The 12,947-nt window shown below is 71.0% G+C and carries 11 protein-coding genes; all 11 read right to left on the bottom strand.

The window, feature by feature from the left end:
* Positions 1-4 precede the first annotated feature (4 nt).
* On the bottom strand, positions 5-2,530 hold the full coding sequence (locus tag MYF83_RS10355) for an amino acid adenylation domain-containing protein (protein ID WP_248960022.1): 2,526 nt from the start codon (positions 2,528-2,530) through the stop codon (positions 5-7).
* A 13-nt stretch (positions 2,531-2,543) separates the two neighbouring features.
* A complete protein-coding gene (locus tag MYF83_RS10350; RefSeq protein ID WP_248960021.1) occupies positions 2,544-5,444 on the bottom strand; it encodes a DUF6603 domain-containing protein in 2,901 nt (966 codons plus the stop codon).
* Positions 5,445-5,449: 5 nt separating this feature from the next.
* Positions 5,450-6,526 (bottom strand): WD40 repeat domain-containing protein, encoded by a 1,077-nt coding sequence (locus MYF83_RS10345; RefSeq protein WP_248960020.1) that lies wholly within the window; start codon positions 6,524-6,526, stop codon positions 5,450-5,452.
* 55 nt (positions 6,527-6,581) lie between these two features.
* Complete coding sequence (locus MYF83_RS10340; RefSeq protein ID WP_248960019.1) at positions 6,582-7,088, bottom strand: nuclear transport factor 2-like protein; 507 nt, start codon at positions 7,086-7,088, stop codon at positions 6,582-6,584.
* A gap of 79 nt (positions 7,089-7,167) precedes the next feature.
* Positions 7,168-7,917 (bottom strand): peptidoglycan-binding protein, encoded by a 750-nt coding sequence (locus tag MYF83_RS10335; RefSeq protein WP_248960018.1) that lies wholly within the window; start codon positions 7,915-7,917, stop codon positions 7,168-7,170.
* Positions 7,918-7,998: 81 nt separating this feature from the next.
* The gene (locus MYF83_RS10330) at positions 7,999-9,003 is read right to left on the bottom strand and encodes a DUF2278 family protein (RefSeq protein WP_248960017.1); all 1,005 of its coding nucleotides are present in this window, start codon (positions 9,001-9,003) and stop codon (positions 7,999-8,001) included.
* Complete coding sequence (locus tag MYF83_RS10325; RefSeq protein ID WP_248960016.1) at positions 9,003-9,677, bottom strand: hypothetical protein; 675 nt, start codon at positions 9,675-9,677, stop codon at positions 9,003-9,005. The genes MYF83_RS10330 and MYF83_RS10325 overlap by 1 nt, the downstream gene beginning before the upstream one ends.
* A 2-nt stretch (positions 9,678-9,679) precedes the next feature.
* A complete protein-coding gene (locus MYF83_RS10320; RefSeq protein WP_248960015.1) occupies positions 9,680-10,456 on the bottom strand; it encodes a hypothetical protein in 777 nt (258 codons plus the stop codon).
* A 135-nt stretch (positions 10,457-10,591) separates the two neighbouring features.
* Positions 10,592-11,089 (bottom strand): hypothetical protein, encoded by a 498-nt coding sequence (locus tag MYF83_RS10315; protein ID WP_248960014.1) that lies wholly within the window; start codon positions 11,087-11,089, stop codon positions 10,592-10,594.
* A gap of 27 nt (positions 11,090-11,116) precedes the next feature.
* Entirely contained in the window at positions 11,117-11,686 is a 570-nt protein-coding gene (locus MYF83_RS10310; protein ID WP_248960013.1) for an RNA polymerase sigma factor, read from the bottom strand.
* A 6-nt stretch (positions 11,687-11,692) separates the two neighbouring features.
* A complete protein-coding gene (locus tag MYF83_RS10305; RefSeq protein WP_248960012.1) occupies positions 11,693-12,856 on the bottom strand; it encodes a S8/S53 family peptidase in 1,164 nt (387 codons plus the stop codon).
* Between the last annotated feature and the right edge of the window lie 91 nt (positions 12,857-12,947).

The raw sequence follows: 12,947 nt of genomic DNA, 5'->3' as shown, positions 1-12,947 counted from the left end.
GCGGTCAGTCGCCCAGCAGCGCAGTGGCACGGAAGGCCAGCTGGAACGGCTGTTGGAAGGCGATGCGGGCCATGTCGGCGGCGTCCCGGCCCCATGTCGGGGGGTCGCCCGCCGGCAGCTCGCGTGGTGTGGCGGGCGCGGTGCCGAGGCGGACGAACCTGGCGGCGTCCCTGGTGACCCCGTTCCAGGTGAGGTCGGCCCAGGTCTTCATCGGGTCCGGCTGCGGGCCGGTGTCGAAACCGAACTGGGTGCCGCGCATCGGCTCGCGGAACACGAAGAACCAGTCCTCGGCGAGCGCCCGCTGCTTGTTGATGCCGGCGAACAGGTAGAGCACGGTCGACTCGTCCAGCGCCAGCGGGGTGGCCGGCAGCCCGGTGAACGCGGCGGGCAGTTTGCCGCCCTCGCCGCGCGTCGCGAGCAGCGCGGTGCCGGGGAATCGGCGCAGCAACTCACCGCGCACGAGTAGCGCCAGGTTACTTCCGGCGTCGGTGCGCAACTGGCTGCCCAGCGTGGTGTCCTCCGGCCAGCGAGCGATTTCGTCGACATCCGTGCCGTCGCTGGGCCAGAACCGGGCGAACGGGGTGCCTCGCTGGTCGGTTGGGAACTCCCGCCATAGCAGCTCCCGGTTGAACTCGTGGTTGAGCCCGACCAGCAGGGCAGCGACGAATTCCGGGTTGGTCTCCAGGAGGGTCACCGAATCCGGCGGCAGCGCGCCGATGCCGGGGATCGCCCATTCCGGCCAGCGGGCCAGCAGTTCCTCGGCGATCGGCACCATGAACTTGGGGTGTGCCATGATCGGGCGCAGCGGGCGGGGGTCCTCGTCGGTGCGCCGCGCCCAGGACTCGGTGGGGATCCGGTCGATCATCCGTTGCAGCTGTAGCCGCAGCGGGCCGACCGCGGTGCGCAACTCGCCCGGCAGGCCGGTACCGGGCGCGTTGTCGTCGGCGAGCACGCCCATCTCGCGCAGCCCCTGTTCGATGACCCGCGTGGGCGCCACCGCGTTCGGGTCGTCGCCGCTCGCGATCCGGCCGGCTCGGCGGGCCAGCGCGCCGCCCCGGCGAGTCAGCCGGGCGAATGTGGTGGTGGCCGCCCCGGTCGGCACCGGGGACACGGCCAGCGCGGTGGCCAGCGTGGTCGAGGTTGCGACCAGGCCGGAGACCGCCGCGGACACGCGCACCCGGCTGCTCACCGGTGCCATCGCGGTGACCAGTTCGGCGACGTCCAGTCCGTCGAGGTGCTTGCGTTGGGCCTGTTCGGCGGCCGCGGCGGCCAGCTCGGTGGCGGCCAGCAACCGGTTCGCCTCCCGGATCTCGCCGACCTGCTCCCAGGCCCGGGCCATCAGGAACTCCTGTTCCAGCTGCGCGTAGCGGGCGCCGAGCGCGGCGGCGACCCGGCGGCGGACCTCTAGGTTGAGCGTGCTCAACCAGCTCTGCGGGTCGGTGGGCACGGTCTGCCGGCCGGTGTGGTGGCTGCCGTACAGCGGCGGCGCGATGGCCACCGTGTCCCGGTCTCCGACCGGTTGGCCGCCGGCCGGCCGGCGCCGCGCCGGGGCGTTCAGGCGTTCGCGGGCGAGCGTGCGGAACCGGTCCTGCACGGCGGGGTCCGACCAGGCCTCGGGCGCCGCTGATCCGGGCACACGCAGCGCGCCGTCCAGTGCCACGGTGGCCGGGCCGGTGGGCGGTTCGGCGGGCCAGGGCCGGCTGACGTCGACGATCCGGGTGCCCAGCCCGGCGTCGGCGGCCGGCCGGAACCGCAGCCGCCGGGCGAGTTCCTCAAAGGTGCCCGCCGCTCCGGTACGGAAGCTCCACCAGTGGTAAACGGGCAGCTCGATGGTGCCGCCGGCGCCGGCCGTCCAGGCGTCCGCCGTGCCCGGTCCGGCCAGGTTCCGCTTCAGTCCGGAGGCGACGCCGGCTGCCGTGGCCGGCACCACGGCTGCGATCCAGCCCCGATTCGGGTCGAGCTTGCGCGGGCACAGCAGCCGGCCCACCACATCGGCCGAGTGGCTGCGCACCCCCTGCGCGGCGAGCCGCTGGGCGGTGCCGATGTCGGTGACGCCGTCGTCGAGGCGGGCTTCCACGTGCGCCCACGCCCACCGCTCGGTGAGCGGCGGCAGCGCGGCCACCGGGGCGGTGAGCACCGGCAGGGGGTCCGCGTCCCGAGGCGGGGCCGCCTCGTCCTCGGCCAGCACGACCAGCACGATCCAGGGCTGCGGGGTCGGCCCGGACGGTGTCGCCGCCTGCCCGGGGGACAGCAGCCACGGCAGGTCGGCGTGTGCCAGCTCGACGCCGGCCAGCACGTTCTCCGCCGCCGGGGCCGATCCGGGCGGCGGTTCTTCGCGCAGCACCAGTGACCGGTCGAATCCGAGCACGTCGCCGGTGCCGACCAGGGTCAGCGCCGGACCGGCCGCCTGCTCTTCCTTACGCTGACCGTTCATCTCCCGGATGAACGTCACCGATGTGGCCAGCGTCGAGCCGCCGGCCGCCGCCCCGGCGCCGATCCGCGCCGCAGAGAAGAACCACCGCGTGCTCATGCCTCACTCCAGCTCATCCTGGTAGCTCCCAGCTCTCGATCAGTTGGACGGGTGCGTGCGGGTCTCCCAGCCGCGCGCGCACCGCCTGCCAGGCGTCGGTGGTGGCGTTGATCAGGGGTACGTCATCGAGCAGCGGGCGCAGGCTGTCGGCGGCGGCCACACGCAGCGTCGATCGCCGCACCCGTACCGCCACCTCGGATGTCCGCCACCGCTCCAGCCGCTCGGCAGCGCTCACCGCGTACACCGCCTCGCGGCGGAAGTGTCCCGCCCAGGGGGAGAACTCCCGCTGCGGTAGCGGCGGCTCGTAGCCGGTCTCGTAGCCGTCGTCGACCCGGTGCCCGGCGCCGAGCCGGATTCCGTCAGTGCCGACCCGTACCCCGCCGGCATGGCTGGCGAAGGCCGGCCGGGTGAGCTGCTGATCCTCGGTGAGGTCGAAGAACTCGCCGGGTACGAACCGCTCGGGCAGCGAGGCCAGCACGGCGGCCGGTTGCGGTGTGCCGACGGTGACCGCCTGGATCGTCCACGTCTGCACCGGCACCGGCCGACGCTGGAACCGGGAGATCGGCACGCCGAGCGGTACCACCGTCTGGCTCATCCGCAGCGTGGCGTCCGGGTGCACGATCGCGCCCGTGGCCAGCCGCTCGGTCGCCGCCGGGGTGAAGGCCAGCGCGGTCCGCTCCTCCGCCGGGCGCTCCGCCACCCACGCCCGCGCCTGGGCTACGGCTTCGCGCAGCGGCCCGGCCGGATCCTGACCGGTCCGGGACACGACCGCCGGCGGCGAACCCCAGCGGATGTCGAAGTCCAGGTCGACGTCCCAGAACAGCACCGAGATGCTGCCGGTGCCGAACGCGTGCCAGGGCGCGGGCCCCTCCAGGGTGAAGTCCAGCGCCACGCCGGCCAGCCGGCGGCCGAACGCGCGCACCGCCACCCCGGCGCGGACCCGCACCGCGAACGCGAACGCCGGCTCGAACACGAACAGCGCGTCCAACCCGAGCCAGCCCTGCACGCCACACCCAGCGATCATGGCCTCCAGCTGCACCTGCCCGCCGAACATCACCGCGTTGGAGGTGAGCGCGAAGTATGCCTCCATGCGCAGCCCGTATCCGGCGCCCGGGGCCAGGTCGACCTGCAGTCTGCGCAACGCGGGCACCCCGGCCGGCCGGCTGTAGCGGGGATGGAACCCGCCGGCGGACAGCACGAACTCCGGCTGCCGGCCACCCCGCACCAGCAGGTACATCTCGCCGCGCACGGCCAGCCCGACGATCCATGACCCGGCCAGCGAGACCAGCAACTCGACCATCGGCACACCCGGGTCGACCCGGCCGAGCACGCTGGCCTGCAACCGGATCAGCGGGACCGCCGGGTCGGGCAGCCCGACCAGCAGCCGGCCTACCAGCACGGCGCGCACCGGGGCGGGCAGCTCCAGCACCAGCGCGCCGGACAGCGACACCATCCGCCCGAACCAGGTGATGCGCACCATCGGCCCGAGCAACATCCGGCCGGGGGCCACCGGGAACGCCGAGCTCAGCGCCCCGATGATCTCCCCTGCCCGGGCCACGGCATCGTCCGGGAACAGCACCCGGTCGGCGTTGCCGTCGCAGACCAGCCGCTGCAACTCGTTGACGTCGACGCGCCGGTTGACTCCGACCAGCCCGCCGACCGCGTCCAGCGCGAACCCGAGCCCCAGCTGCAGTCCCGGATCCGGGAAGTGGGCGGCCAGAACCACCAGGAAGGTGGCCGGGGCACTCCCGACCGGCGGCCGGAACAGCGCGGTGGCCTGCAGCCGCAGCACACCCAGGTCGATCGAGATCAACCCGGCATAGCCCTGGTCCTGGTCGCGCCTCAGCACGCCGCCGCCGGACGCCGGTGGCAGAGCGAGCGCGGCGCCCACGCCGTCCGGGAACAGCTCTCGCAGCCGGTCCGGGTCGAGGCCCGGCCGCTGTTTCGGGGACAGCGTCACCGGCAGGTCGATACCGGCCCGGTCCAGCGAGGCACGCAGCGGCAGGCCGGGAAGGCTGGCCGCCAGCGACACCGACAGGCCCAGCCGCAGCTCGCCGGCCTCGGCGGTCAACTCCAGGGCGGCGCCTCGGGTGCTTATGCCGGGCCCGCTCACCCGCAGCGGGAGCTCGATCCGCGCGGTGCCGGTGCGAGCGAACCGTAACCCGCCGGCCCGGTCCGCCCGGGCGGTGACGGTGACCGGCCCGGAACCGGTGGTCATCGGGCTGGACCCGGCGATGCCGACCAGTTTGGCCAGGGCCTCCGGCAGGACGGCAGCGGTGAGCTCGTGTAGCTCGAGCTCGACTGACAGAGGCGCCGCCGGGCTCGATGTGACGCTGATCGCGATGCCGTTGACGCTGATCCCGGGGCCGTCGGCGAGCCCGCCCGCCAACCGCCGGGACCGCCGCAGGGTGATCGGGGGGGGGCCGCGGGGTGGGCCGGGCGCCAGGCCAGGTCCGAACGCGGTGTCCCAGCCGTTCGGCGCGGCCACATCGGCCTGGGCGGTCCATGGGCCGGTGGTGCGCGGCGGCATGGCCAGGTTCGCGCCCTTGGTGACCACCACGTCGAAGACCGGGCCGCCGGGTGTCACGGCGAAGACCGCGCGCGCGGCCGGGTCGGCCGGGTCGGTCAACACCAGCGCGACTCCGACGGCCGCGCCGGGCGCCCTCCTCCAGCCGTGCAGCCGCACCGGCGAACCGGCCTCGAGATCGCCGGCCATCTCGCGGAGCAGTTCCACCAGCGAGTTGCCCGGCGGTAGCCGATCCACTGCGGTGAGCAGCCGCCCGGCCAGCACGGTGCCTGCGGCCGACGGCTCGTCGCCGAGCTCGGCCGGCCGGCGCGCCAAGCCGTCGACCGCGTCCTCGGCCAGCGCCTTGAGCTGGTCGCTCATCTGGCGCAGGAGTTCGTGCGGGTCCATCCGGATCACCCTCCACCTGGTTCGCCGTTGTCGATGACCAGCGCGCCACCCCGGTAGCCCAGCCCCAGCCAGCGGCCGTCCGGGCTGAACCGCAGTGCCAGCACTTCGCCGGTGCCGCGCGGTTCGTAGCGGTACACCCCGGACTTGATGTTGAACACGCGCAGCAGGTCGTCGATGCACACGCTGGCCGCCCACTTACCGTTCGGGCTGAACGCGACATGTGTGACGGCGCCGAGGCCGGGGTCGGGGGCGCCGGGGTCGAGCTTGGGCACCCGAATGCTCTCCACACCGGACTCGGCTTCTAATATTCGGGCGAATCCATCCGAGCCGCCGACCACGGCCCACCGGCCCGCCGGGTCGAAAGCCAGGCAGTTCGGCGCGGTGACGACCTCCTCGGCCGCCTCTTCCTTGTCCGGCCACAGCTGCATCCCGCCGACCGCCTCGAACATGCGCGTGGTGTCATCGGCGCTGCAGCACAGCACGGTGGAGCCGTCCGGGCTGAACGCCACGGCGAACACCGCGTTGTCCGGCGTCAGGCGCCCAAGCTCGGAACCGGTGGCCAGATCGAGCACCCGAGCGGACCCGGCGAAACGGTGGTTGCCGCCGTGCCGTTCGTCGATGGCCACCGCGACCCGGGTGCCGTCGCGGCTGAGGTCGATTCCGGCGATCTGCCGGTCGACGGCGATGTGCCGGCGAGGCACCCCGCTCGCCACGTCGAGCACCGCGACAACGGTGTCGGTCGCGGTGACGAGGCTTTTCCCCTCCGCACCGAAGGCGATGAAGTTCACCGAGTTGCCCGCGGCGACCGCCCCCTGCCAGATCACCGCGCCGTCCGCGGCGCCACGCATGAAGACCTGATCCAGGTCGGCCACCGCCAACCTCGCACCGTCCGGGCTGAACGCGATGCTGGAAACGAAGCCGCTGCTGGGCAGGTCCAGCGGCGGGCCGGTGCCGATGGTGCGCACCCGCACCACCGAGTCCTCCCCGCCGCTGGCGAACCGCGTGCTGTCCGGACTGAACGCGATCGCGGTCACCGAACCGTCGTGTTCGACGGACAGTGAAACGGTACCCGGCGGACTCATGATTTCCTCCACTCGGCAACTGCCCTACTACGACAATCCGTGCTGAGAGAAAATCTCAGCCGCCTATTTCGGGGAGAATGCCGTCGCCTTCCCAGTACTTATTCGCCGAGTGAATCCTGCCGTCCACGATGCGGACGACGCTGACGCCTTCTCCCCCCACCCGGGCCGCAATCTGCTGACCGCCCCTGGTGGTGATCGTGGCCGTCGGGTGCGTCGCGCCGGCGGTCCACGACACGACGACGACGTCACCGACCAACCTCCGCTCCTCCCACATGGCGACATCCCTCGCGGCAACGGTCGATGCCACCGGGAACACTTCTTTCATGGTGAGCGTGAAGTCGCTCAAGCGGTCACGATAGAGGGCGATCTCTTTTGTCAGGGCTTCGATGCCGGTGATCCGGGCCTCCAGCATCCCGTCCGGCGCTATTCCCAAGCCGGCGAGTGACGGCTCACTCGACCAATAATCTTCATGAACCAGTCCGTCGGGCACGACGCCGTTCGGGTCACCCCAAACGCCGGTGAACAGACGGCATACGATGTCGAGGTCACTCTTCCCGTTCATGTTTCCTCCTGGTAGCGGCCAGGTCATGGTTCATAAGTCAGCCCTGCTACGCGACCGGGCGGACTTATGAAACACTCCCCTAGAGCCCGAGCAGGCTGCGCCACGTTTTGTTTCCGACGATGCCGTCCGGCCCCAGTCCGTTCTGGCTCTGGAACCACTTGACCGCGGCATCGGTGCCCTGGCCGAATACGCCGTCCACCCCCAGCTCGGGCGTCCAGCCCAGCTCGTTCAGGCGACGCTGTATGTTCTTCACACCCTCGGCCCGGGTGCCCACCTTGGCGAAAGGCTGGTCCGCCGCCTCCCGCTCCGCGCGTGCGGGAAAGTCGAACAGCCACTGAGAGACGTCCTCGGGGAGGTCGTCGGGCCCGCTGACCTGCCCGGGCCGCCAGCCCTCGATCTCCTGGATCCGGCCGGCGAAGCCGGTCAGCTGATCGTCATCGAGCGTGCTCACCGGCGTGTCGACGAAGACCCCGAGCCGCTCGGCTATCCGTGCGGCATAGACCTCCGGGTTGTTCGGCCCATGCCCTTCCGGAGCGTACAGCCGCATCATCTCCAGGATCGTCTTGTCCTGACGCCTCCGCAGAAACAGCCGGATCGCCTCGAACCCCGTCTCTTCCGACGGGAAGATCGCGAAGATGTCGTTGTGTTTTCCGGGGTACGCGCCGTAGCCCTCCGCCTCTCCATGGAAATGCACGATGTTTCCCGGATTCTTGTTGTTCCACGACGGTGTCCCGCCGGAGCGCATCTCCTCCTCATAAAACACGTGATCGATACCCAGAATGCTGATCACGTCTCCGGGTTCCATATCGTCGGCGTTGGGCCACGGCATGATTTTTCTCCAGCATCGCGTCGAGGAGTCGGCTGTGGAAAGGTGCGCACTGTCCGTGCGGACCAGGGATGTGACCGAGGGTCAGAAGGTGATCGTCCATCCCTCGCGTTCGGCCTGCTGTTCGGTATAGGAAACGCCATGGATCTTTAGGTCGGCAGCGTCCAGGAGGGTGATGGCGCCGCCATGGTTGCCCAGTTGAAGCCGGCTGCCGACGGGCAGAGAAAGGACTGCTCCGGGGCCGAGGGCTCCGGTGAGTGGGAGTCTGCGTTCCTGCTCGTCTGCGAGGTGCCAGCCGTCAAGGTCGATCTGGTTGGGTGAGGCGTTGAGGAGGGTGACGGTCTCCTGCTCGGGTGCCGGGCCGAGCGGGTTGACCAGCGCCGCGAGGATACGGAGGGGTTCTTCACCCGTGGCCGACCGCGGTGGTGCGGCGTCGATGGCATGCCCGGTGGTGTCGTCGGTGTGCCAGGCCTGCGATTGGAAGGCGAAGAAGACGGCGACCCACCGCGACTCGGCCGGCAGATGAATGAGCAGGCCACCGTCCTGCCAGATCCCGTCATCCGACCGGAACCGTCCGTTGTTGCCTTGGTTCATGTGGACGTCGTGAACCCCGTTACCCGTCCGGAAGCCGAATATCTTGTCCGGGCTGCCTTCCTCGGGGCCCCACCGCTCGCCGAAGATGTACACCGCAGCGTCCGCGTCGTTGATCGCGCGCTGCAGGTAATGGTCAAGCCTGTCGGCCAGGTCATTGTCCGGTCCAGAGAGATCCGGCGGCAGCGGGCGCATCATCGCGGGATCGAAGAGGTTGCCCCGGATGTAGTCGAGACATGCCCCGCCGGGCAGGGATGCCAGTTCGGTCCAGCCGCTGCCCGCGGCGGGGAGCAGCGAGGTGACGGGATGCCCGAAGTCCTCGTCGGCGAGATACAGCAGCTCGGACGGGGCTTGTTGAGACTGGACGTTGACCGCGGCACGGTAGGCGGTCCCGCCGTCGTCGATTAGATGGATCTGATAGTGCGGGGTGTCGGTCGTTCCCTCGCGGCGCCGATCGACGGCACGGCCCGCCAGGACACCATAGGACTTCAGCGGCATCAACGTACCTTCCGATCGCACGGCGGTTCGTCGCCCGACACCGTCCCCACGTGGTGGAAGCCGCGTGTCTCGACGAGAGCGCCCCCCGCCTTCTCGATCCGCGCGCGGTTCCCCGGCCGCAGTTGCAGCGAGGCGAAGCCGCCGATCGCGGCGACCACGTACTCGGTCCTGCCGGGCACGACGCTGTCGTCCCGCGTCCAGAACGCGGCGTCGGCGTTGTTCACCCGGGAAGGAACGCCGACTTCGTCCTCGAGCGCGAGGACAAGCTCCCTCTCGAAGTCCTCCTGGATCATCCGCAGCGGAAGATGGATGGTGACCATCACCAGCGAGTGGGAATCCCCCGGCCGCAGCACGTCCAGGGCCGCCTCGTCGTCCGGCAGGACGCCCGCGACGAGCCGGAACCGCGGGTCCGTCGTTTCGGCGCCGAGCCGCTGGACCCGGCGGCGCATGCCGAAGAATCCGGAATCGCTCACCAGGATCGAGTTCACGACACACCGGTAGGTCGGCGGGAAGCCGTCGCCCGCCTCGCGGTACAGGCTGCGGACGAACAGGGTGCCGGGCGGGTGCGGCAGGTCGCCCGCTTTGGGCATGATGTCACCGGTCATGGCCTCCTCGAATGTGGACGTCACCGTCGAGGGGTGCAGCCGGATGTCGCAGAAAGTCAGGTTCCGCATGGTCAGGTCGCCGTCCCCGTCACGCCGATCTGCATGTGCAGGTGGTTCTTGTGCGCCTCGCGGCCGTGCGCCGTGCCGGGGGCGGTCGCCGGGTGGTCGGGGTGCATGATGAAGCTGCGCTCGCCGATGGACGTGGGTGCGTCCAACCCGTCCGGGCCGTCGGAACGGTCCTGCCATTCCGAGGCGATGAACTCGTAGACCGAGCGCCAGAAGTCGCGCACGAACGGGTCGGCGTTGTCGTCGTCCAGACGGTAGGAGGTGCCGGAGCCGGTGCCCGGCGGCCAGTCACCACCGGGGGTGGCGGCTGTGGACACGGTCCCCCAGTCATCGCTGACGGTGAGGGTCCACTCCTCGCCGTCCTCCGCGACCGCCTTGACGCCGACGAAATCGATGGCGCGGCCCTGACCGTGGCAGTCGGTGCGCGGACGCCCCTGCTTGTCCACGCCGCCGCCCGAGATGCCGAGGTGGTAGAGCTCGACGACGTTGAACGTGGCTTTCAGCCACTGGCACAGCCGCACCAGGGCGAGCGCGTTGCGGGGGTCCAGCCGGTCGGGTGCCGTCGGGCCGCTGGGGTGCCCGAACTTGACGGTGCCCGACTCCAGGTAACGGATGACGACTCCGGCGACGTTGCCGGCCGCGAGTTGCTCACCGTCCCAGCCGTCCAGGCTCACTCCGGCCGGGCCGCCCTCCCCCTCCAGGCGGATCACGTCGCCCGACTGCAGGTCGAGCAGTTCGGCGAAGGCGTCGTCCTTGCTCATGGCGCGCGCGGGATCGCTCACGATGCCGCTCCCTCCGGTGCGCGTCATCCCTGACGCGGTGGGTCTTGTCACACACCGGATGCAGAAAGCGGATCGGTGATACAACGAATTTCACGCCGGATCCGAGCGAGCCCGCGACACGGCTCCCGCCGGCGGTTATGGCTGGGGGTGTATCCAATCGGTGATCACGGCGGAGCCGGCGGCGGTCCGTACGTGCAGCCGGAAGCGGCGGGCCGGGACCGGCTCGATCACGAACCAGCCGACATCGTCGACCGGGACGTCCCGGACCGGGCCGTCATCATCCCGTACGAGGAGCGTTCCGGGCTGCGCGGGCACCAGTTGCCCGCGCACGGCGTCCGCATGGATCTCAACCTCGATGGACAGTTCCCGGGCCGCGAAGCTCAGCGTGCGCGGCCCGGCGCCGTGCCGCCGCCCAGGCGGCTCGTCGCGTAGACCCGTGGGTTCCGACGCTTCCGACGCCGAGAGCCAGGAGTCGAGCCGCAGCTCGGCGAGCTCGGCGTCGACGGTACGCCAGGTGAAGGCGCCCTTCCCCGCGCGAACGAAGGATTCAGGCACGCGGGCCTCACGGACCGCGTGCCCCAGCTCCGCGATCAGCCGGTCGTCGTCGCTCCACCAGCTCGGTACGTCCGTCACGCCGCCGCTCCCCTCGACATCGATTCCCTACGCCAGCTCGAGAGCGGCCAGGGCCCGGCTTCTGCGGAGACGATCCAGGCAGCGCCCGCGGGTGGGGCCGACGGCCCCCACCGGGAGATCGAGCGCGACGCTGATCTCGGCGTACGACGCCGGGGGCTCCGCGAACAACATGGCCAGCAGGCTCCGGCAACGGACCGGTAACTCGGCGAAGGCCATGCGCAGGGCATGCCGCCGCTCCGCCACCAGTATGTCGGTGTCCACGCCGCCTGCCTCGCCATCCGGCGCGCCCTCACCCAGCTCGGGGTCGTTCACGGGCACCTGCTGCTTCCTGGCGCGCAGCAGTTGCAGGCATTGGCGCTGTGTGGTGCGTACGAGCCAGCCGGGGAGTGCGGCCGGTTCACGCAGGGAGTCCAGGCGCTCCACGAGTCGCAGCCAGACGCCGCCACCGACGTCGTCCGCATCGCTGCCCGTCAGACCGTATCTGCCGCACACCGTCCAGACCAGTGGGGCGTAGCGTTCGACGATGCCGTCCCATGCCGCGGCATCACCGGCTTGCGCGCGCAGAACGAGGTCGACCACCGCGGGATCGTCACGCATGAGGCATCAGCACCCCTTCGTGTACGGCCGCACCAGAGCACCCTCGGCCAGGAGCTGAGCCAGCGCCTGCTGCGGGCTCACCGAGCCTGGGACGGTACGGCCGGCGACCGCGCCTGTGACCAAGGCGGCGGAGAAGGAGGTGCCGCTCCACCGGGCGTGGCCGTCGAAAGAACGCACCTTGCCATCGACGTCGACTTCTCCCCTGAGATACGAGCCGATGACGTCCACCCCAGGAGCCAGGCAAGTCACCCAGGGAAGATCCGGGCTCCACGGAGGGCTGCTCCCACTGTCGTCCACGGCGCCGACCGCGACGACGGGCGGAATGGCGGCCGGCCAGCAGGCCGAGCGCCCCGTGCGGCCGGCGGTGAGGTGGTCGAGCGCGCCATGGTTGCCCGCCGCGGCCACGACCAGCACCTGCCGGCCGAGCCGCTCGATCGCGCGGGCGATGACAAGCGGCGGCCCGCCGGACAGCGTGTAGCAGCCGAAGGAAAGGTTGAGGATGTCCAACTTACGGGTGGCCGCCAAACGCAGCATCGCCCGCGCCGTGTCCCAGGAGTCCGCCCGGCCGGTGGTGGCGTCGAGGACGCCCTCGACGAAGATCTCCGCGGCGAGCGCCTCCCGGCGGATGAGGCTGCTCACGAACTCGGCGTGCCCGGCCCGGTACGGCACCGGGTGCTCGAACGTGCCGGGCTCCGCGGGCGCGCGCGGAGTGTCGACCACACCGACCCGCACACCGCGCCCGGCGTCAGGGCTGCTCAGGAGCACCTGCGGTATGTCGGCGGCATCCACTGGTTCCGGTTCCGCGCCGGCCATCGGCTTGTGCCCGCTCACGGCGACCCCGCCGATCGCCAGGGACATGGGTTTGTGCCCGACCCCGATCACCGCGTCGACGACCCGGTTCTTGCCGATCGTCGGCTCCCAGCCGCCGCGGTCGGCGGCCGCCTTCTGACGCAGCAGGGCGAGAATCTCTTCGACTTCCAGGGCGCCGCCGCCGACGTCCCTGAGTTCGCGCAGGCGGGCCAGCCCCAGGAGATCGTCCTGGTCGTCGGAGGCGAGATCGGTGTGCCGGATGCCGATGTCACGCAGCATGGTCTCGACGGTCTCCAGGTGCTGGAGGTCGACGATGAGTTGGTCTGATTGGTGCGTTGCGCCGCCTGGGTCGACTGGCATCTGGATAGTGTCCTTCCAGGGGTCGTGACTCGTCCGGAACGCTACTTGCTCAGACGGAACCACAAGGGCCTGACCGTGATACATCCTTCGC

Origin of the sequence: Sphaerisporangium perillae, from assembly GCF_023276435.1 — a bacterium.
Lineage (GTDB): Bacteria > Actinomycetota > Actinomycetes > Streptosporangiales > Streptosporangiaceae > Sphaerisporangium > Sphaerisporangium perillae.
Note: the sequence above shows the minus strand (reverse complement) of the source record. Positions and strands in the feature narration are given on the sequence as shown.